Here is a 21,007-nt window from a genome sequence, read left to right as displayed (position 1 = left end):
ATAAATTTTACTAGTATAATATAATAATATAAATTAAATCCTAAGAAAAGGGATAGTAATCAGGATGCAATGTTAAAGAGAGCTGATGATGGTGAGATTTCAGCACGGTAGCTAATGATGAATGGGCCTTTGAGGAGCGAAATGAAATTTTTAAAAGAGTAGTTTAGCCGTAAGTCGCACGTTATAGCGAATAAGATATGTTAGTATCTGATAATGAGAGGCATTTTTATGCAATCTAGGTGGCAACGCGGATAATCTCCGTCCTATTAATTATAGGACGGAGTTTTTTTTATTCTCATTAATATTGAGGAGTGATGATTATGTTATGAAAGAAAGTTAGTTTAGACACGTAAAAATAAATAAGAAATAAAAATGGGGGAGTTTAATTATGAATACAAAAAGAATGGTTACAAATGCAATTTTAATATCTATAGGTGCAATCCTACATCAAATTACACCACCATTTGGGATGCAAGCTGATTTTTCCTTAGCAATGTTATTTATAATAATAATATTTAATAAAGAGTATAAAACTGCATTAATATGTGGAATTATTATAGGAGTTTTTGCTGGAATTACAAGTAAAACACCAGGTGGATTAGTACCTAATATTATAGATAAGTTTATTACTTGTAATGTTATATATTTAATATTAATACCAATAAGAAATAAAGTAAGTAGAATAAAACAAATATCATTAATATTACCGTTAGGAACTTTAATAAGTGGAATAACATTTTTAACAATATTAATGAAACTTGTAGGGTTACCAGCAGGATTATCATTTCAAGCTTTATTTATATCAGTAGTTATACCAACTATTGTGGTGAATACAATAATAGGAATTGCAATGTTTAAAATTATTGAAAAAATTACATCATCTAATGGAGTTTATGTAATAAATGAATAAATGCAATTAGAAAATATACATTGATATTTTTGAATATCAAATAAAGTAATTATATAAAAAATAGGTTATAAATATCTATGCAGATTATTTATAACCTATTTTTAATGTTATTTTATAAAACATTATTTTTTCATAAAATGAAATTCTTCCGGAGTATTTGCATCTATTGCCTTGAATTCATATCCTTTATCTTTATAATATTTGATTATAGTTGGGAGAGCTTTAACTGAATTTTTACTCATATAAGCACAATGCATTAATAAAAATATAGTATCTTTATCACTTTTTGCATTTTTTATAAATCTGCTAGGATCTGCATGGGGGTTAGCACCGTCTGTACTATCAGTATTCCAATCATAAATTTTTAAATTATTTTTATGTAGTAGGTCTACCATAGAGTGAGAAAGTTTATAGCTATTATTATTACATCCAAAAGGAAATCTTAAAATCGTTGGTTTAAAATTAACAACAGAATTAATGACTTCTTGAGTTTCAAGCATATCCTTTAAAAAATTTTCATTTGAACAATATAAATATCCTTTTCTATGGGTCATACTATGCAGTCCTATTGAATGACCTTCGCTACACATTCTCTTAACCAAATCTTCTTGTCCTTTTATTTGCTCACCAATAAGAAAAAATGTTGCAGGAACGCATTCTTTTTTTAATATATCTAAAGTATCACTAGTTACTTTTCCAGCTGGACCATCGTCGAATGTTAAGTATATTGTCTTCTTATTGTTATTATCTTGCGTATCTAGAGCTAATGCTTGAAGATTTGTTATACTAATTAGTATTAAAGTAAAGATAGTTAATTTTTTAAAAGTAGTCCATTTCATATTATCACCTTCTTAATTATTCTTTGAGTATCCCTTATACAAACATATTATTTACAACTCTAATTAAAATATTTATTTAATTAGAGTGATTTAATGGAAGTTATACATAATATACCATATTATAAAATTTTTATACTATAGTATACGTCATGTATTTAAATTACAATCACATAAAAGATTCTTAATCATAATATATGTATAGAGATAAATTAGAAAGGAAGCTTTTATGGATAATAATGAATCAATGGTTGGAAATGAGAATATAGATGAGCTTAATCTTAGGATGTCAGCTGGAGATAATAAGATAAAATATTATGAGTGTGATGAAGGTAATTGTATATTTGAAATTTTAGATGAGAAAAATACAAATAAATCTTACGATATAGAGGAGAAAGATTTAAATGAATCTTCTGAAGAAGAGGAAAAAAATATAAATAAATCTTTTAAAGAAGAAGAAAAAAATATAGTAGAAAAGAAAGAGATATGTGGACAAATTATAGTCAAATCCATATTGGACTGTACAAAACATGAATATTTGCAAGGGGTAAAAATTAATTTGTATAGGATTAATGGATTATCTCCAATACTTATTGAATCTAGAATGACAAATGAAGAAGGAACAGTAATTTTTCCAAAAGTTGAGGAAGGATGCTATAGAATAATAGAAATTGTTGATAAAAGATATTTTGAAAAGCCTAAATATATAGATTGGAATGAAGTAACTATAAGTGAGACTAATAAAAAACAAAAAATTATAATAATTAATAAAATCAAACGATTTTTAGCAAAAAATAGATGCAAATAATAGACATAAGAAAAAAGGTTATATAAGATTCAAATTTTATTGTTGTTTTAATATAACCTTTTTTTTATAAATTTAAATAAATATACAAATCAAATATTATATTTAACATTGAAAATCAATCATATTAGTAAAGAAGTAGCTTTTTTTATTAGTATTAGGTTATAATCATAATTAATAAAAAGCTTAAAGGTGGTTAATAAATGGAAGAATACATATTAAAAATAAGAAAAATTAATGATAAAGCAATATTACCTAATTATGCGCATGAAGGTGATGCAGGATTAGATTTGTATGCAGTAGAGGGATTAGTTTTAAATCCTGGGGAAAGAGGGTTAGTACATACTGGAATACAAATTGAATTACCAAGAAATACAGAAGCTCAAATAAGACCAAGAAGCGGATTAGCATTAAAGAATGGAATAACAACATTGAATTCTCCAGGAACTATTGATGAAGGTTATAGGGGGGAAATCGGAGTGATTCTAATTAACCATAGTCAAGAAGTATTTAAAGTTGATCAAGGAATGAAAATTGCTCAAATGGTTATAAAACCAGTGTTTAAAGTTAATGTAGTTGAAGAAACAGAATTATCTAATAGTGAAAGAAGCGAAAGAGGTTTTGGGTCTTCAGGGATAAGATAAATTTACAATTGCCGGTGCTGTGAAAGAATTAATGTTCACAATACCGGCAATATATAATATATAATCAAATGATTAAATTAATCAGAAAGTTCTTCCCATTTTTCGTATAGTTTTTCAATAGTTTCTTCAAGTACTTTAATTTCCTTATTTACTCTTTCGCTTTCGGTTGGATTTGAGTAAATCTCTTCTTTACAAAGTTCTTCTTGAAGTTTTTCTAGAGTTTCTTCATTTTTGCTTATTTTATCTTCTATATCTTTAATTTCCTTTTGCTTAGCTTTGATTTCTTTTTCTAAAGCTTTTTTCTTCTTTTTTTCATCATTTAGCTGAGTTTTGGTTTTTCCACTTGCTAAATTTTCATAAGATTCAAATCTTTGAGGATTCTTTTTCTTTTCAGTGTAATAATTATAATTACCAAGATATTCGTTAACTCCATTTTCCTCTAATTCTAAGATTCTATGAATTACTTTATTTAAAAAATATCTATCATGAGATATTACTATTAATGTACCATCATAGCTTAGAATAGCATCTTCAAGAGCTTCTCTAGAAGGAATATCTAAATGGTTAGTAGGTTCATCTAAAAGCAGAAGATTTGATTTAGATAACATTAGTTTTAAAAGGTTTATTCTACATCTTTCTCCACCACTTAATTTATTTATATCTTTGAATACATCATCACCTTTAAATAAAAAGGAACCAAGAACATTTCTAAGTTCAGTCGTAGTTAATTCAGGAAAATCATCCCAAACTTCATTTAGTATAGTTTTATCCATATTAAGATTAGATTGTTCTTGATCATAATAACCAACATTAACATTTGCACCTAGGACCTTAACACCACTATCAGCTTTTATTTTATCCATAATTATTTTAAATAGAGTTGTTTTTCCACGGCCGTTTTCACCAATTAGAGCTATTTTTTCTCCTCTTTTTAAATCAAAGGATAAATTAGAAAACAGTTTTTTATCACCATAACTTTTTGCTAGATTTTCTATATGAAGTACATCATATCCACTTCTGACTGATGCTTCGAATTTTATTTTAGATGCAGCTTTTTCTTCATCTGGTGCATCTATAAGTTCTAATTTATCAAGAGCTTTTTCTCTACTTTCAGCTCTTTTAATACTCTTTTCTCTGTTAAATGATCTGAATTTCTCTATTATTGCTTCTTGTCTTTTGATTTCAGATTGTTGTAAATTATAAGCTTTTAACTTTGCATCATGATCTTTCTTCATTAATTCTAAAGATTTTGTATATGGCGCATTATAACAATTTACGTGACCATTTATAACTTGAAAAGTAGCTGTTGTTACAGAATCCAAGAAGAATCTATCATGGGATATTACAATTACAGTTCCTTTATATGTTTTTAAATATTCTTCTAACCATTCAATAGCATCTAAGTCTAAATGATTAGTCGGTTCATCAAGTAGAAGTATATCTGGCTTTAAAAGTAATAACTTACAAAGAGCAACTCTAGTTTTTTGTCCACCGCTTAAAGTTGAAATTAACTTATCAAAATCAGTATCTGTAAAACCTAGCCCTTTAATTACACGGGATATTTCTCCTTTATACGTATATCCACCTCTATTTTCATAAAGATCTTGAGCTGTTCCATAATCTTTTATAATCTTTTCGTGATAATCAGCATTATTAATATCATAAGTTTCATTATTCATTTTAGTTTCTAAATCAGCAATCTTTTTTTCTAATCGTTGAAGATCTTCAAAAACTAGAAGCATTTCATCGTAAATTGTATGGCAAGAATCCAAAGATAGATGCTGAGATAGATAGCCTAAAGATTTGTTTTTATCAATAAAAACTTCACCATCATCTTGAGAAATCTCTTTTGAGAGTATTTTAAATAAAGTTGATTTTCCTTCACCATTAGAGCCAATAATACCAACTTTATCTCCTTCATTAATTGAAAATGTTATATTTTTTAAAACATCCGTTATCCCATAACTTTTGTATATATTTTTACAGCTTAAAACTATCATTTTTTATCCTCCAGTAGTTAAATGAAAAAAATTGAATAATACTACTCTTAATTTTAATTAGACTATAATATATATAGTTACAAAGTAGAGTAGTGTATGAATTTATCAAAATACATAAAATTAAATTTTCTTTAATAATTATACTATTTTATATCTGTTATATCAATTTTAGTAAAGATATAAGACAGAATTTAAGAAAAATCAAGAGTTTCATATTAATAGAAATATATTATGGATTTATTTGGATTATTGATATGTTTGATTTATAATATAAGATATGTGCACTTGGAGGAGTAAAATGACTTTGAAAAACAAAAAAATAAGTATTACTACAAAAAAGAAATTGCTTAAGGAAAAAGAGATACTTTTAGCTGGATATAATTTATTTGTTACAAGAGGAGTAGAAAAAACAGCTATAGATGATATTGTAAAATTAGCAGGTGTTGCAAAAGGCACTTTTTATTTATATTTCAAAGATAAATATGATCTCTTAGATCAATTAATTCTTCAAAAAAGTAATGAAATCATAAAAGATGGCTTAAAGAAAGCAAATAGCTTAGGAATTGACGATTTTAGAAAAAGAACATTATTTTTTTTAGACTATATAATAAGTTATTTAAAGGAGAATAAATCTTTACTTAAACTTATAAACAAGAATATTTCATGGGGATTATATAGAAAAGCTATGATGAAGCCAAAAGAATATGATGAGATAAAAAATGTTCTAGATATTTTTGTTAGAAATTTAACAAATTATGGCATTCAAAAAGATGAAGCTGAAATGACTTTGTTTATGATAATTGAATTAGTTGGAAGCGTATGCTTTACAACAATAATTTTAAAAGAACCAACGGATATTGAAAGCATAAAACCAATATTATTTAAGAAAATTTTATCTATGATAGGTGTTTAATAATATTAAAAATATCATAAATTACTTGAACATTCTACACTTATAGAATGTGAAATTTTCAAGTAGATTTTAAGGCACATGAAAGAAAAGAACAAGTACAAAATGCCAAGATTGTTTTTCATCAGGTAAGGAAGCAAATTAGTCTCATAGAGAGTCGAGCTTCCTCTGGTATGAAATAAGCTTGACAGATGGACTTGTTATTTTTTTGATTGTGCCTAAATAAATGAAATTATTTATTTAACACATTTAGATTATTAGGCATTGTATCAAAAATCTTATACTATCAATAATTTTGAACAAAATTATATAATCAACTAACTATTTTTTATTGCAATATAGTAGCGATAATTTTATTAAACGCTTAATAATTACTTTAGAAATTGGGCATGGAATGCCATATTCACATAATGTAGATAAAACACCAGGATTGTTTTGTTGGATTTCTAAATATATTTTATCTACATCAGTATTATAACAATTTCTTTCTAAGTCTGTTGTTTCATCTAAGTCAAGATCAAAATTCCTTAAAATATCAAATGGGCTAGGCATGATGCTATTGTAAGTAGTATTAGAATTTTCATTTGAATAATCGTCAAAATCATTATAACAACAACGTGCTTCAGAAGATTGTGTTTCTGGTGGAAATAAATTTGATGAGTAATCATCATAGTTGCTATTGTTTTTTAGACTTTCATCTCTAAAAAGGCTTGCATTAAATACTGGTGGAATAAAGTTAAATTCATTAGTATCATTTTTACTAATTTGAGACATGTATTTTTTGTCAGGTTTCATTTATTTACCTCCAAATAACTTAATTATAAGGCATATAAAAGAAAATAATGAGTCTATTATTCAATGTATATTTTTATTATGCAAGGAAGCATGTCTTCCTTAATGGGGATTATTATCAGAGTGACTTACTATTTTTTGAATATGCTTAAATATAAATATATGAATAAAAATCACTAATTGTTACCTTTAATAATATGAATGCATAAATATATATAGTACAGGATTTTGAAATACAATTTAAATATTTTTGTTTAAATATGAATATATTATATTCGATATTGGTAGTATAAAATTTATAAAGAAAATTATAAGTTAGTATTAATTATTTTTAGAATTCAAAATTAAAAGGAGATAGGCAAATCCTTGATTTTCACTTAAATTGCACAATAAATATCTCCAATGAATAAGATATATTGGAGGAGATGCATATGAGGATAAAAGAGAAAAAAAATATCAAAGATTTATTTATAGGATTAGATGAAAAAGTATGTGATTCAAATGGACATTGCATAGATGGAATAAATTTTGATAATGCGGCTACAACTCCACCTATTAAGTCAAGCATTGATTATATTGAAAAATTAAGCAATACTTATGCTTCGATAGGAAGAGGAACTGGTCAAAAAGCAGAAATAACAACTAATTTGTATCAAGAATCCAGAAGATTTATTAAGGATTTTTTTAATATAAAAAATAAAGATAAATATGTAGTCATTTATGTAAATAATACAACAGAAGGTATTAATAAATTAGCTAGAACCCTTAAAAAAGAAGAAAATGATATAGTAATAACTTCAAGAATGGAGCATCACTCAAATGATTTACCATGGAGAAAAAGAGGAAATGTTGATTATGTTGAAGTCGATGAACAAGGAAGGCTTAAGATTGAAGAATTGGAACAAAAACTAAAGAAGAATTACGGTAGGGTAAAGTATGTATCTCTTACTGGAGCCTCCAATGTAACAGGATATATTAATGATATTCATTCTATAGCAAAACTAGTTCATAGATATGATGCTAAATTAATTGTAGATGGTGCACAATTAGTGCCCCATAGAAAGATTAACATTTCTGGAGAAACAGAAGATGAGGATATTGATTTTTTAGTTTTTTCATCGCACAAGATATATTCGCCATTTGGTATTGGAGTAATAATTGGTTTGAAACAAGAATTTGAAAATGTAGATCCTGATTATGCAGGTGGAGGAACAGTAGATTTAGTACTTGATAATAAAGTTACTTATCTTTCTCCACCAGAAAAAGATGAAGCAGGTACTCCAAACTTTCTAGGAGTAATGGCACTAATTAATTCTCTAAGAGTTATTAACACAATTGGATATGAGTATATTGAAAAGCATGAAGATATTCTTTTAAAGCATACTTTAGATGGGTTAAGCAACATTCCAAAAGTAATAAATTATGGCGATACAGTAAATATAGATGATAGATTAGGAATAGCAACATTTAATATAGAGAATATGTATCATCATGATGTAGCAAATATTTTAGCTAAAAAAAGAGGTATTTCTGTTAGACATGGATGGTTCTGTGCACATCCTTATTGTAGAAGACTTATGCATGCAAGTGAAGCAGAAGCAAAAGAATTTTTAGAGAATCCTTCAAAGAAAATGCTTGGAATGATAAGATTAAGTTTTGCATTGTATAATACAGAGGATGAAGTAGATTTATTTTTAAATGTCGTAGAGGATATTTCTTCAGGTAAACTTAAATAAAAAAAGCTTTACAAAATTTATTAAAAATCAGTAATAAGGACACATTAAATATTATAGAATTTTTAATGGTGGTGCAAGATGCTAATTTAATCTTACACCACCATTATTTATACAGCTTCTTTCGGCAAATTATATAATAAGTTTAAATTGTTTATCTATAATTTATTGATTAAATACTTTATATTTTGGTAAGTTACCTTTAAGTGCTAGATTAGGAAGATCCTTTATTAAAGGCTTAAAGTAAGAATATGCTTCTTCAGTTACGAAGTTACCAGCTTCATTAATCCATTCACTAGGGAAATAACTTACGTGATTAGCTACCTTATCTGAATCAACTAGAGAATATGATACAGTATAAGGTTCGTTTGAATCTCTGTTAATTGCAACCATCTTACCAGTTTCACCTTCAGCAGCGTGAATTAATGCTAACTCACCAACTTTAAACGCTTCTGTTAAATCTGTGTATGAAGCACAGTGCATTGCACAGCGTTGAAGAATGCCAAGTTCTAATGATTTTACTCGTGAAGTTATTCCTGATTCTATAATTAAGTTTTTTAAGTAATTCCCAACTCCGCCTAGTTGAGCATGTCCGAACTTATCTTGAGACGAACATTGTAATTCAGAAATAAACTTACCATTTTTATCTCTTATACCTTCAGAAACTACTATGTACACTTTGTTTTGTTCTTCAAATCTTTGTTTAACATCTCTAAGAAATTGATCCTTATCAAAAGCAGATTCTGGAAGATAAATAAAATCAACTACTGATTTGTTGTCAAGTTTTGCAAGGCAGCTTGATGCAGCTAACCAGCCAGTATCTCTTCCCATGGTTTCTAGAATAAATATACCATTGTTGACATAAACAGATGCATCTAAATAGGTTTCAAGTACAGAAGTACCAATAAATTTAGCTGCACTACCAAAACCAGGAGTATGATCAGTGAACATTAAATCATTATCAATAGTTTTTGGAATACCTATGAATTTTATATCAATTTTATTAATTCTTGCATACTTTGAAAGTTTAGCGATGGTATCCATGGAATCATTACCGCCAACATAGAAAAATGATGTTATATCATATTCTTTAAGAATGTTAATTAGATTTTCATATTCTTGACTACAAGAATCTATATCACTTAATTTATATCTACAAGAACCTAGTCCTGATGACGGAGTAAATCTAAAATGATCTATTTCTTCATCTGATATTGATGAAAGATCAATTATATTTTTGTTCAATATACCCTCAATACCATTTAAACCACCATATACTTTATCAAAAGCTTTAAGTTTCTTATTCGCATTTAAAAGGCCTACAACACTAGAATTGATTACCGATGTTGGACCTCCTGATTGAGCTACTATGCAATTTGACATGAAACTTCCTCCTCGTTGTTTAAACTGAGTAGTATAAATGTGATATACTACTTAGTTATCGTAATACTCTATTTAATAATATACAATAAAAAAAATATTATTAAAAGCTTTTTTATAAATTTTTTGCATATATCTAAAATATTTTTATTATTATAGAGTATATGGATAAACAATTTAGAATTTAGATTTAGTATATAACTTATCCAAAGAAGCTATATTCTAAATCTAAATTATGCTGAATTATATATTAAGTTGATAATTTACATTGGCGAGTTGATATATTTATAATATGTGAAGGGAGAGTGAAAATCATGATTTTATATGATGTTATAATTATAGGAATAGCATTAGCTATGGATGCTTTTGGTGTATCTTTAAGTGTTGGATTGAATCCAATACTTACTAGGAGACATAAGATAAAATTTATACTATCATTTGCATTTTTTCAATTTTTATTTACATACGCAGGAGGAAGTCTAGGTTATTTATTTGATACTTATATTGTTAGCATACCTAAAATTGCAGGAGGAATAATCATGGCAATTGTAGGTAGTATTATTATAATGGATGGATTTAAGGAAAAAGATAACCAATGCCTTGTAAAAAATAGTACATGCATAATATTAGGAATATCAGTTAGTATAGATGCATTAGTAATAGGATTTACTGCATTTCACAAAATTACATTAAATTTATTACTTTGCGTTGATTCCATTTTAATTGGATTAATTACGTTATTTTTTTGTACTCTAGCATTTTTTATTTGTAAATATATTAAAAAGATAAATTTTATAACCAAATACGCAAACTTGTTTGGAGGAGCAGCATTAATTTGTTTTGGATTAAAAATGATATTTAGTTAGGGAAATTATTTATATATGATATAATATATTTAATATTTAGTTGTTAGGGGATATAAAAATGGAACCAAAAGAATTTCTAAAACAAAAAGGTATTAAAATTACTAAAGGACGAGTTGAAATATTAAATATATTAAAAAATTCACAAAATAGTTTATCTGCTGAAAAAATATATCAAATTAATAGAGATAATAATATAAATATAAATTTAAGCACTGTTTATAGAACATTAGAATTATTTGAAGAAAAGCAAATTACTGAAAAAATAACGCTTAATGATGGAGTGTTTGCATATAAACTTAGAGGAAAGACTCACAGACATTATTTAGAATGTGATATATGTCATAAGGAAGTTGAAATTCCATGTCCAATGAGTCAGATAGAAGAAATGGTTCAAAATACAACAGGATTTACATTAACTAATCATGATTTAATAATGAAAGGCATATGCAAAGATTGTAAGAAAAAGCATTAAATATATCATGTGATCAACCGAAATAAATGGTACTCTTTTGTTCCGGTTACTAGAGAAAATGACTTTGGATTTCTAACATCATAAGTTGTGCTCATTCCTGCATGTTCCTTAAACAGGTTAAGGAACATGCAAGAATGGAACAACTTATGATAAAGAAATCCTATAGTCATTTTCTCAAAGTAACACTACACAAAAGAGTACCATTTATTTCTAGTTAGGAATATATTTTAAAGTATAAGGCTAATAAGGCACAATCAAATAAATAACAAGTCCATTTAAACATGCTTCTTCTGTTTAGTGTGATAAAACCTATTAATAACATTTAACAGCTCATTTTCAAATGTCTACTACACAAAAATATTCCTGATTTCTAGTATAGATGTAAATTTAGGTTTTGTAATATATCCAAACTAGAAAGAAGCTGTATTCTTTTTCGGAGCGTTGCATGTATAATTGAGCTGTAGGTATTTCTTCAGTAGAAGTTGTTCGATTTTTGCTTGTCCTCAACTTGATTGAGGAGCATGCAGAAATTGAACAATTTCTGCTGGTAGAAATCCACATCTCAATTATTTAGCAACCGAGAAAAAGAATACAGCTTCTTTCGGTGGGTTACACTATAATCTTAAATTTTAAGTTGTTTATATAATTATGAACATTCATAATTACAGAATCTTTTAAATGATAGTGTTATAAGTAACATTATAACTGAAGTTAGTGCTATTGTTCCTCCTGGAGCACTATCAATATAGTAAGATAGCACAAGTCCAGCCATAACATCTAAAAATCCTAATATTATTGAAAATATTAGTGTTTTAGTGAACCCTTTTTTTAATTGCATTGCGGTTGCTACTGGAACTACAATTATTGATGAAACAACAAGGATTCCCATAACCCTTATTGATAGAGAAATTGTAGCACCAACAAGTAAAGTAAATATATAATTAATCAGTTTTACATTTATACCAGTAGTTTTTGCAGCATTTTCATCGAAAGTAACATAAATCAATTTATTGTAAAGAAATATAAGAGCTAGAAAACAAATTCCGCCAACTATACTCATTAAAACAATATCAGATTTTGTAACAGTTAAAATGCTACCGAATAAAAATGAATCTACTTTAGCTGAAGCTTTACCAGTACTTATTAAAATAATGGCTATACCTAAACTCAAAGTTAAAACAATTGACATTACAAGTTCAGCGTATTTTTTATAATAAGTACGCAAAAATTCTATTACAAGAGCACAAATTGTAGTGAATAAAAAAGCAGTTAAAAGTGGATTTGTACCTATAACAAGACCAATTGCAACACCTGCAAATGATGAGTGAGATAAAGTATCCCCAATCATAGAATAACGCCTAAGTACAATGAAAAGCCCAATGAACGGACAAAGAATAGAAACAATAAATCCACCTATAAATGCATTTTGCATAAAACTTAATTCAAACATATAGTATACCTTCCTAAATTTAAAGAAATTATTTTTTGATTGTGCCTTAATAAATTGCTCAAATTATATGTATATTTAAGTAATTTCAAAGCATTGTCTGTTCTTTCTCATGACTATATTATGTCGGAAAAAGAACTATCATCATCTAGATTATTTATAAAATCGGCTGTAGTATATAATTTCATAATTCCATTTTCTATTCTTAAAATATGAGTTGAATATTTTAATGCAGTTTTTGTATTATGTTCAACAGAAATTATAGTTTTGCCTAGATCTTTATTTAAAGCTTGTAGTAATGGATAAATTTCATTCTGACTTTTTTCATCTATTCCAGTTGAAGGTTCATCTAATATTATTAAATCAGGATCACCAATCAATGCTCTTCCAATAAATACTCTTTGCTGTTGGCCACCAGATAAATTTCCAATTAGATTGTTTTTAAAATGCACCATATTAACTTTTTCTAAAGAATTTTCAATATTTTTATAATTTTTAATACCAATAGCTTTGGCATGGCATGATAAAACTTCTTTAACCGTTATTGGAAATTCCGCATTGAAGTTATCTAATCTTTGCGCAACATACGAAATTTTATTAGTAGATAAATTAATTAATCCAGAATCAGGTTTTAAAAGTCCAAGAATTAATTTTATTAATGTGCTTTTGCAGCTTCCATTTTCGCCAAGTATGGATAAGTAAATTCCATTAGGAATTTCAAGATTTATATCTGTTAATAAATTTGAACCTTTTACATATGAAAATGATAAATTTTTTATTGTAATCACGAAATCACTCCTTAAGGCATATGAAAAAAAATAATAGACCAAAGATGCGACGCATATTTAGTGTCAGGCAAGAAAGTAAAATTAGCTCATAGTGGGCCTATTAGTAAATTTTACTGACGCAGTATGACGCAAAATAGGCAAGCATACTGGTCTATTATTTTTTTGATTGTGCCTGAAACATGATTCCATTATATACTTTTTTGCAAATGATTTGCAAGTATGAACTAAAGAAGATAGAAAAACAATACGAAGGATATTGGGGGGAGACATATAATACTTTATATATAAGTAAGATCGATATATAAGGCACATTCAAATAAATAACAAGTCCATTCACCAGCCTATTTTCCATCATGGTGCACGGCAAATTGGACTTGTTATTTATTTTTACGTGCCTAAACTAAGCGTATAAGTTTAATATATAAAAATGTACATAGTATCTTTAAAGTTAATATTTTATTTAATGTAGTTAAGTTAACTATCTAAAATTTCATCTAAGTACCAAGTTCTATCACTATCTCTTTTGAAGCTTGCCCTAATTGTAGTACTTTTATGAGGCGCTGATTTGCAAAGACCAAATGCTTCGATAGTTGCACTTTCTTCATCAGATGATATTAAAGACATTGTTTGAACTCTAAGGAGTTTATTTTTTGAAGAAAACCCTGTAGTTAAATTGTATTCTGCTGCAAATTGAAGATTTTTTGAGTTATTGCATATATATTTAGTTCTTGTTATAAACATTGCAGTCAAAATAATAATTATTAAACAGATTGAAGGCAATAAGTTTGGATTTTTTGATGATACTAATCTGCTTTTAGATTTTTTATTTTTTTTGTAATTAGTAGAATACTTTTTTAAATATAATAAATTGTTATTCATCATAAGTACCTCCTTAAATAGTATATTATAAGAAAATATTACCATATATTTACAGAAAGAAAAACTAAATAGTATTTATATATTATAAATATTAACAGGCATGTATTATAGGATGGTTATAAAATGCCTTTTTTGATATAATTCTATATTATACAATAATTTAGAAAATTGAGAGTATATTTGTATTAAAATTGCTCAACATAAAATGTATAAATATTACGAGTATATGAAAATAGAATCAGTATACAAAAAATAAGAATTAATAGGATGGTGCGATTATGGATTTTTCAAGTTTAGTATTAATTGAAAAAGATAAGGAAACGGGATTTATAAAAGAAGAATTAGGAAGTTTTGAAGTTAATGAAGGAGCTTTGTTTGTAAAGAAACTTTATGTGTTGGATGGAACTGTATATATGTATTTTGATACAAATAAAAATGTAGAAGAATGGGAATACTCTGCAATATATGATTTATTTAATGAAGAAGCATTTACAGAAAAAGGATACGAATTGGAAGAAGATTTAGAGGAATACAATCCTACATACATAATAAAATTTAAATATGAGGATGATCATACAGTAATGAAAGAAAAAATTAATGAATGTGTTTCGTTAATAGAAAGGGAAATTGAGGCAGTACTTGAAGCAATACAAGGAAAAGAAAATGAGTATCAAGAATAATTTTAAATTAATAATTTAGATATAAAGTGATACATATATTAGATTATTATTTTCTTTATATGTATCGCAAAAGGAAGGAGATTAATATGGGTGAATTAAAAAAGAGAGAAGAAATTGATAATAAATTTAAATGGAATGTAGATAAAGTATTTAAAAATATTGAAGAGTGGGAAAAAGATTTTCAAGTTTTAAAAAGTGAGGCTGTTACTTTAAAAGATTATTCAGGTAAATTAACTAATGGAGAAAAAATTTTAGAATATTTAAAGTTAAATGAAAAAATATCAAGAAAAGCAGAAAAACTATATATTTATGCACATTTAAAGTCTGATGAAGATACTTCAAATGCTACTTATCAAGGGTTAATGAGCAAAATTGATATATATATGGCTGAACTTGCGAGTTATACTGCTTTTTTCGTGCCAGAGATATTAAATTTGGAAGAAGAATTCATTAAGAAAGAAATAGAAAGAATAGATGAATTAAAGGAATATAAATTCTCATTTGAAGATATATTAAAAGAAAAACCTCATATATTATCAAAAGATATGGAAGAATTATTAGCAGCGGCATCAGATTGTTTAGATGCACCTTCAGCAATACACAATATATTAACTAATGCAGACATGACTTTTGGTAAGATAAATGATGAAGATGGAAATGAAATAGAACTTACAGAAGGTAATTATTCTGAGTTTATAAGAAGTAAGAATAGAGAGGTAAGAAAAGCAGCATTTGAAAAGTTGTTTGGAGAATATAGTAAGTTAAAAAATACTTTAGCAACATCATTATCTTGCTCAATTAAAAGTTTTAATTTTAGCAGCAAGGTGAGAAAATATAATAGTGCTTTAGAAGCATCACTAAAACCTAATAATATTCCTTTAGATGTTTATAAAAATGCGATAAAGGTAATGAATAATAATCTTAGTTCACTTCATAGATATGTCAGTATAAAGAAAAAATTATTAGGATTAGATGAAATTCATATGTATGATCTATATGTCCCAGTCATAGAAGTACAAAAAGAAAAAGTTGAATTTAATGATGGAGTAAAAGTAGTATTAGATGCACTAAAACCTTTAGGTGAGGAATACTTAAACATATTTGAAAGTGGTATAAATGATGGTTGGATAGATATATACGAAAATAAAGGAAAAAGAGGTGGAGCATATTCATGGGGTGGATATGACACAATGCCTTATGTGCTATTAAATTATAATAACCAACTAGAGGATGTATCTACCTTAGCCCATGAGATGGGTCACTCAATTCATTCATATTATTCAAGAAAAGAGCAGCCATATCATTATGCAGGATATACATTATTCTGTGCAGAAGTTGCATCAACAACAAATGAGTCATTGCTTATTCATTATTTAATAGATAAAGAAACTGATGAAAGAAAGAAACTTCATTTAATAAATCAAGAATTAGAGCAAATACGAACTACAGTATTTAGACAATTAATGTTTGCTGAATTTGAATTATATACTCATGAAACTTTAGAAAAAGGAATTCCACTAACAGCTGAGGATTATAATAAAGTATGGCATGATTTAAATGTTAAGTATTTTGGAGAGGAAATAATAATAGATAAAGAAATAGATGTTGAATGGTCAAGAATTCCTCATTTTTATTCTGATTTTTATGTATACCAATATGCTACAGGATATGCTGCTGCATCAGCTTTTGCAAAATCAATTTTAGAAGGAAAAGAGAATGCAGTAGAAAAATATAAAGGATTCCTAAAAGCAGGTGGTAGTGATTATCCAATAAATATTCTAAAAAATGCAGGAGTAGATATGACTACAGATGAACCTATAGAGGCTACATTAAGAAGATTTAATGAATTATTAGATATGATAGATAGATAAAAAATTATTTTACAAATAGGCAAGTATTGATGAATTATTAAGCTTTATTGATAATTATCTATAGGCCTAGATTAGTATATAGGAACATAAAAAATGACAAGTAGAATATACGATGTTTTATATTATAACAAGCCAAATGGATGTTTATATCAGAATTAGATATTAAGGGACATTCATTCGTGCAGGTTTTAAGATAGACTAGTAATCCTACTTGTTATTTTTTAGATACTATTATTATAGCGAGGAATAATATGAATACTTTTAGGAAAAAATTTTATGAAGTCTTAATAACAAGAGAAAAATTTTATATAAAGCAATATTATAGTGATTTTAGAAAAAATAATAATTTTATTGCAATTAAAGAATTAAATGATGGAATATATTGTGTTTTGATAAGTGATGAAGAAGAAAAAAATGTAGATTATAATGAAGCAATGGAATACTTAAAAACTTTAGGAAAGCCTTTTTCATTAAATATGGTTATCTTATCAAGTGGCGAAAATATTGATTCTTTAAATATGGCAAATAAAATTGTCATATTTAAAGAAAATTATAATATAATTTCATGTGATGAGTCATGTATTCCATTAAGAATATTACTAAATAATATTGATAATTTAAGTAACTCGAAAAAAGGAATATCTAAAACTAAATTTTTAGAATATAAAATACCTACATTAACAATAATATTAATAAACATAATATTATTTGCTATTACTGAAATAACAATTCAGAATATCATTAATAATTTAGGCATATCATATTCAATGAAAATACCTGATGAAATAAAAAATTCGATAACCAATACTGTTTTAATAAAGTTTGGGGCAAAATACAATAATCTTATTCAGCAAGGTGAATATTGGAGATTAATAACTTGTGCTTTTTTACATTCGGGATTTATTCATATAGCATCAAATATGTATTCTTTGTATATTATAGGACCTGAAATTGATCAAATCTATGGAAAATTCAGATATCTAATTATATATATTGTTTCGTGTGTTACATCAACAAGTTTAAGTTATATTATGAATCCTAATAGTATATCAGTTGGTGCATCAGGAGCAATATTTGGTCTTATGGGAGCACTATTAGCATTTGCTATTATAGAAAGAAAAAAATTGAATAGAAAGTATATTTCGAGTTTACTTCAAATAATAGCAATAAATTTATTTATAGGATTAAGCTTAAATAATATTGATAATTCTGCACACATAGGTGGAATTATAGGAGGCCTAGTATTAGGATATATATTTTATAAACTAATGCACAGTCAAAAAAATAATAAACAAATATGTTAGCATATTTATCCTATTATTTTGTTTCATATGTCTAAAATAAAGAAAAATTCAGCTATAGGAGGTGAATGGGTTTAAACTATAAACTAAAAATAGCTTTAAACCTAAATAAAATTATGAAAAAAAAGTTAGCATATGATGATTCGTTTACACTTGCATTTTTGATAATATTATTAATAACATTTTGTTATAATTCAATATTTCAAGGTGGAAGTAGAGTGCCTAGAATATTTTTGATATTTATAACTATTGTTGTAGCAAAACTATTTTTTAAAGTGACATTTCTAAAAAAGTCTAGATTTGTCTATATGGCAACACTGATTTTTATATTCATCTCTATGTATTTAGGAAATGTTTTGAATTTTTATACGTACATTGGAAATTATGATAAAATACTGCATTTAATATCTGGAATTATTATAGGTTTCATAGGAGTTATTATATTTGCATATTTCACCCAGGAATATTTAAAAAAAATAAATCCTATGTTTGTTGTATTTTTCTCAGTAATATTTGCAATTGCATTAGCAGGCACATGGGAAATTTGGGAGTTTACAACAGATAGGCTATTTGGATTAAATTCACAATTAAATAGTTTAATTGATACAATGACGGATATAATATGTGGAACAGTAGGAGGATTAATTTCAGCAATTCCAATATACTTATTTGCAAAAGGAAAGCACAATAAATTTTTAAGTACAATAATAAAAGAAATAATAGAGTGAATAAAGTTCAGGGAATATTGAAATAAGGCACGTGAAAATCAATAACAAGTCCAATTTGCTGTGGATTTGTTATTGATTTAAATTTGCCTAAACTAAACATAAATTCAAAAGTGTATTTCTATAGTGAAAGTTTAATGCATATTCTATTATAGAAAGTGCTTTAGACTTTTTCATTTATGAAAAATAATATTATAAATTTACGTATTGGTGGAAAACTATCTAAGTATAAAACAGGTATCTTTATAAGAAAAAACAGTATATGCTTAACTAAAGAGGCTTAAAATTAGAATGCAAAATGAAAATGATGAAAAAAACTTAAGAGATGAAATTATGAAAAAATATAATTTTATCTTAAGAAATAAGGGTTGATTTTTTATTTCCATTGAAATATTATTAAGTAGGTATAGTATGAAATAAATATATAAAATAAAAGATGAGGATTATTCTCATCTAGTTATTAGGAGTGAATGTAATGGGAAAATATATTTTTACCATAACAGCTATTTTTCAAATTTTGGTTTTTGCCTTAACATGTTATTACTTAATATTGGGCATATTCGGACTTTTTACAAAAAAAGAAAAGAAAAACTATGAACCAAAAAATAAGTTTGCATTGTTAATTGCAGCTCATAATGAAGAAGTTGTTATTGGTAGTCTTATAGAAAGTATGTTAAAACTCGATTATCCTAAACATATGTATGATATTTTCGTTATTGCAGATAATTGTACAGATAATACAGCGAAAATAGCTAAAGGCTATGGAGTAAATGTTTGTGAAAGAACTGCGAAAGACAAAAGAGGAAAAGGTTACGCATTAGAATGGATGTTTGCAAAGTTATTTAAAATGGATAAACAATATGATGCAATTGCTATATTTGATGCAGATAATCTTGTACATAGAAACTTTTTAAAAGAAATCAATTGTAAATTGCAAGATGGATACAAAGTTGTACAAGGCTATATAGATAGTAAAAATCCAACAGATTCATGGATAGCAGCAGCTTATTCAATCGCATTTTGGACTCAAAACAGAATGTTCCAATTAGCTAGAGCAAATGTTGGATTCTCTAATCAAATTGGTGGAACTGGATTTGCTATTGAAACTGCTACCCTAAAGGAATTAGGATGGGGAGCAACTTGTTTAACAGAAGATTTAGAATTTACTTGTAAACTTGTATTAAATGGAGAAAAAGTAGGCTGGGCTCATGAAGCTATCATCTATGATGAAAAACCATTAAAACTTGGTCAGTCATGGACTCAAAGAAAAAGATGGATGCAAGGATTTACTGATGTTGCATCAAGATATTTCTTTAAATTATTAAAAAAATCAATAGTAGAAAGAAAGTTTTATATTTTTGATTGTGCATTATACGTATTACAACCATTTGTAACATTATTATTAGGTATATCAGGTGTATTAACAATAATGCAAGCAAATTCTGCTCATGGATTAAATATATTCATAATAAATTATTTATTTAATGATGTAGGATTCAAAATACTTGCAGTAATTCAATTTTTAATAACACCATTAATTTTGGCAATTGATAAGAAAGTTACAAAATCATTTTTAGGTATGTTAGTTTTATATTCAAGTAATGTTTTTGTAGTACCTTATTTAGCATTAAATGTACACAATTGGGTTATTGTTTGGGGAATAAGTTTAGGTTATAATTTGATATTCTTAGTACTTACAGGAGTGTTATTAGGAAAAGATAGTTTAATATTATTCTTTAGATTTTTATTATATTCATTGTATACATTAACTTGGATTCCAATTACAATTCAAGGTATATTAAATAAAAATAATAAAGAATGGAATCATACTAAACATGTTAGAAAAATAGAAATATGTGATGTATAAACCAATTTTAAATTAAAATGTTAGAGTTTTAAATTTATTTATTTTAATAAATTATAAATATGGAGTGTTTATTACAATTGATCAATTGCAATAATACACTC

At 26.4% G+C, this 21,007-nt stretch carries 19 protein-coding genes and 1 other annotated feature; of the genes, 12 read left to right on the top strand and 7 right to left on the bottom strand.

Annotated elements, in window-relative coordinates:
- The first annotated feature begins 33 nt into the window (after positions 1–33).
- Positions 34–269 (top strand) — a binding site (T-box leader).
- Positions 270–388: 119 nt separating this feature from the next.
- On the top strand, positions 389–910 hold the full coding sequence (locus CLSA_RS19310) for a tryptophan transporter (RefSeq protein WP_022749449.1): 522 nt from the start codon (positions 389–391) through the stop codon (positions 908–910).
- A 122-nt stretch (positions 911–1,032) separates the two neighbouring features.
- On the opposite strand, the gene CLSA_RS19305 is transcribed toward CLSA_RS19310, so the two are convergent.
- Complete coding sequence (locus tag CLSA_RS19305) at positions 1,033–1,749, bottom strand: polysaccharide deacetylase family protein (RefSeq protein WP_022749445.1); 717 nt, start codon at positions 1,747–1,749, stop codon at positions 1,033–1,035.
- A 226-nt stretch (positions 1,750–1,975) separates the two neighbouring features.
- Here CLSA_RS19305 and CLSA_RS23660 point away from each other — a divergent pair, with 226 nt between their 5' ends.
- A complete protein-coding gene (locus CLSA_RS23660) occupies positions 1,976–2,554 on the top strand; it encodes a SpaA isopeptide-forming pilin-related protein (protein WP_022749441.1) in 579 nt (192 codons plus the stop codon).
- A gap of 200 nt (positions 2,555–2,754) precedes the next feature.
- Positions 2,755–3,195, top strand: a complete 441-nt coding sequence (dut, locus tag CLSA_RS19295) for a dUTP diphosphatase (protein WP_022749437.1) — start codon at positions 2,755–2,757, stop codon at positions 3,193–3,195.
- 77 nt (positions 3,196–3,272) lie between these two features.
- Here dut and CLSA_RS19290 read toward each other — a convergent pair whose 3' ends face one another.
- On the bottom strand, positions 3,273–5,195 hold the full coding sequence (locus tag CLSA_RS19290; RefSeq protein WP_022749436.1) for an ABC-F family ATP-binding cassette domain-containing protein: 1,923 nt from the start codon (positions 5,193–5,195) through the stop codon (positions 3,273–3,275).
- A 298-nt stretch (positions 5,196–5,493) separates the two neighbouring features.
- Here CLSA_RS19290 and CLSA_RS19285 point away from each other — a divergent pair, with 298 nt between their 5' ends.
- A complete protein-coding gene (locus CLSA_RS19285) occupies positions 5,494–6,108 on the top strand; it encodes a TetR/AcrR family transcriptional regulator (RefSeq protein WP_022749432.1) in 615 nt (204 codons plus the stop codon).
- 318 nt (positions 6,109–6,426) lie between these two features.
- Here CLSA_RS19285 and CLSA_RS19280 read toward each other — a convergent pair whose 3' ends face one another.
- The gene (locus tag CLSA_RS19280) at positions 6,427–6,900 is read right to left on the bottom strand and encodes a hypothetical protein (RefSeq protein WP_022749428.1); all 474 of its coding nucleotides are present in this window, start codon (positions 6,898–6,900) and stop codon (positions 6,427–6,429) included.
- A gap of 428 nt (positions 6,901–7,328) precedes the next feature.
- Between CLSA_RS19280 and CLSA_RS19275 the strand changes: the two genes are divergently transcribed.
- Positions 7,329–8,633 (top strand): aminotransferase class V-fold PLP-dependent enzyme, encoded by a 1,305-nt coding sequence (locus CLSA_RS19275; RefSeq protein WP_022749425.1) that lies wholly within the window; start codon positions 7,329–7,331, stop codon positions 8,631–8,633.
- 162 nt (positions 8,634–8,795) lie between these two features.
- Here CLSA_RS19275 and CLSA_RS19270 read toward each other — a convergent pair whose 3' ends face one another.
- Positions 8,796–10,013: a 6-phosphofructokinase gene (locus tag CLSA_RS19270; protein WP_022749421.1), complete on the bottom strand. Its 1,218-nt coding sequence runs from the start codon at positions 10,011–10,013 to the stop codon at positions 8,796–8,798.
- A gap of 311 nt (positions 10,014–10,324) precedes the next feature.
- Here CLSA_RS19270 and CLSA_RS19265 point away from each other — a divergent pair, with 311 nt between their 5' ends.
- Entirely contained in the window at positions 10,325–10,876 is a 552-nt protein-coding gene (locus CLSA_RS19265; RefSeq protein WP_022749417.1) for a manganese efflux pump MntP, read from the top strand.
- A gap of 58 nt (positions 10,877–10,934) precedes the next feature.
- On the top strand, positions 10,935–11,348 hold the full coding sequence (locus tag CLSA_RS19260) for a Fur family transcriptional regulator (protein WP_022749413.1): 414 nt from the start codon (positions 10,935–10,937) through the stop codon (positions 11,346–11,348).
- Between the two features lie 646 nt (positions 11,349–11,994).
- Here the strand turns inward: CLSA_RS19260 and CLSA_RS19255 are convergent.
- From CLSA_RS19255 to CLSA_RS19245, 3 genes are all read right to left on the bottom strand, one after another.
- Entirely contained in the window at positions 11,995–12,798 is an 804-nt protein-coding gene (locus CLSA_RS19255; RefSeq protein WP_022749409.1) for a metal ABC transporter permease, read from the bottom strand.
- A gap of 113 nt (positions 12,799–12,911) precedes the next feature.
- The gene (locus CLSA_RS19250; protein ID WP_022749406.1) at positions 12,912–13,583 is read right to left on the bottom strand and encodes a metal ABC transporter ATP-binding protein; all 672 of its coding nucleotides are present in this window, start codon (positions 13,581–13,583) and stop codon (positions 12,912–12,914) included.
- A gap of 474 nt (positions 13,584–14,057) precedes the next feature.
- Positions 14,058–14,465 (bottom strand): hypothetical protein, encoded by a 408-nt coding sequence (locus tag CLSA_RS19245; protein ID WP_022749402.1) that lies wholly within the window; start codon positions 14,463–14,465, stop codon positions 14,058–14,060.
- A gap of 275 nt (positions 14,466–14,740) precedes the next feature.
- On the opposite strand from CLSA_RS19245, the gene CLSA_RS19240 reads away from it, so the two are divergent.
- From CLSA_RS19240 to CLSA_RS19220, 5 genes are all read left to right on the top strand, one after another.
- Positions 14,741–15,142: a DUF6762 family protein gene (locus tag CLSA_RS19240; RefSeq protein ID WP_022749398.1), complete on the top strand. Its 402-nt coding sequence runs from the start codon at positions 14,741–14,743 to the stop codon at positions 15,140–15,142.
- A gap of 86 nt (positions 15,143–15,228) precedes the next feature.
- Complete coding sequence (gene pepF / locus CLSA_RS19235; RefSeq protein WP_022749395.1) at positions 15,229–17,013, top strand: oligoendopeptidase F; 1,785 nt, start codon at positions 15,229–15,231, stop codon at positions 17,011–17,013.
- A 251-nt stretch (positions 17,014–17,264) separates the two neighbouring features.
- Entirely contained in the window at positions 17,265–18,317 is a 1,053-nt protein-coding gene (locus CLSA_RS19230; RefSeq protein WP_022749391.1) for a rhomboid family intramembrane serine protease, read from the top strand.
- A 113-nt stretch (positions 18,318–18,430) separates the two neighbouring features.
- On the top strand, positions 18,431–19,042 hold the full coding sequence (locus CLSA_RS19225; protein WP_041716828.1) for a DUF2238 domain-containing protein: 612 nt from the start codon (positions 18,431–18,433) through the stop codon (positions 19,040–19,042).
- Positions 19,043–19,514: 472 nt separating this feature from the next.
- Positions 19,515–20,906 (top strand): glycosyltransferase family 2 protein, encoded by a 1,392-nt coding sequence (locus tag CLSA_RS19220; RefSeq protein ID WP_022749385.1) that lies wholly within the window; start codon positions 19,515–19,517, stop codon positions 20,904–20,906.
- Positions 20,907–21,007: the final 101 nt, after the last annotated feature.

Origin of the sequence: Clostridium saccharobutylicum DSM 13864 (genome assembly GCF_000473995.1) — a bacterium.
GTDB classification, from domain to species: Bacteria; Bacillota; Clostridia; order Clostridiales; family Clostridiaceae; genus Clostridium; species Clostridium saccharobutylicum.
This window is presented reverse-complemented; position numbering and strand designations above follow the sequence as displayed.

What these genes read in the sequence shown, in the direction of transcription:
- CLSA_RS23660 (WP_022749441.1), top strand. Translation starts at nt 1,976, where the DNA reads ATGGATAATAATGAATCAATGGTTGGAAATGAGAATATAGATGAGCTT.
- CLSA_RS19245 (WP_022749402.1), bottom strand. Translation starts at nt 14,465, where the DNA reads ATGATGAATAACAATTTATTATATTTAAAAAAGTATTCTACTAATTAC.
- CLSA_RS19270 (WP_022749421.1), bottom strand. Translation starts at nt 10,013, where the DNA reads ATGTCAAATTGCATAGTAGCTCAATCAGGAGGTCCAACATCGGTAATC.
- CLSA_RS19260 (WP_022749413.1), top strand. Translation starts at nt 10,935, where the DNA reads ATGGAACCAAAAGAATTTCTAAAACAAAAAGGTATTAAAATTACTAAA.
- CLSA_RS19255 (WP_022749409.1), bottom strand. Translation starts at nt 12,798, where the DNA reads ATGTTTGAATTAAGTTTTATGCAAAATGCATTTATAGGTGGATTTATT.
- dut (WP_022749437.1), top strand. Translation starts at nt 2,755, where the DNA reads ATGGAAGAATACATATTAAAAATAAGAAAAATTAATGATAAAGCAATA.
- CLSA_RS19265 (WP_022749417.1), top strand. Translation starts at nt 10,325, where the DNA reads ATGATTTTATATGATGTTATAATTATAGGAATAGCATTAGCTATGGAT.
- CLSA_RS19230 (WP_022749391.1), top strand. Translation starts at nt 17,265, where the DNA reads ATGAATACTTTTAGGAAAAAATTTTATGAAGTCTTAATAACAAGAGAA.
- CLSA_RS19240 (WP_022749398.1), top strand. Translation starts at nt 14,741, where the DNA reads ATGGATTTTTCAAGTTTAGTATTAATTGAAAAAGATAAGGAAACGGGA.
- CLSA_RS19280 (WP_022749428.1), bottom strand. Translation starts at nt 6,900, where the DNA reads ATGAAACCTGACAAAAAATACATGTCTCAAATTAGTAAAAATGATACT.
- CLSA_RS19285 (WP_022749432.1), top strand. Translation starts at nt 5,494, where the DNA reads ATGACTTTGAAAAACAAAAAAATAAGTATTACTACAAAAAAGAAATTG.
- CLSA_RS19275 (WP_022749425.1), top strand. Translation starts at nt 7,329, where the DNA reads ATGAGGATAAAAGAGAAAAAAAATATCAAAGATTTATTTATAGGATTA.
- CLSA_RS19305 (WP_022749445.1), bottom strand. Translation starts at nt 1,749, where the DNA reads ATGAAATGGACTACTTTTAAAAAATTAACTATCTTTACTTTAATACTA.
- CLSA_RS19225 (WP_041716828.1), top strand. Translation starts at nt 18,431, where the DNA reads ATGAAAAAAAAGTTAGCATATGATGATTCGTTTACACTTGCATTTTTG.
- CLSA_RS19290 (WP_022749436.1), bottom strand. Translation starts at nt 5,195, where the DNA reads ATGATAGTTTTAAGCTGTAAAAATATATACAAAAGTTATGGGATAACG.
- pepF (WP_022749395.1), top strand. Translation starts at nt 15,229, where the DNA reads ATGGGTGAATTAAAAAAGAGAGAAGAAATTGATAATAAATTTAAATGG.
- CLSA_RS19310 (WP_022749449.1), top strand. Translation starts at nt 389, where the DNA reads ATGAATACAAAAAGAATGGTTACAAATGCAATTTTAATATCTATAGGT.
- CLSA_RS19220 (WP_022749385.1), top strand. Translation starts at nt 19,515, where the DNA reads ATGGGAAAATATATTTTTACCATAACAGCTATTTTTCAAATTTTGGTT.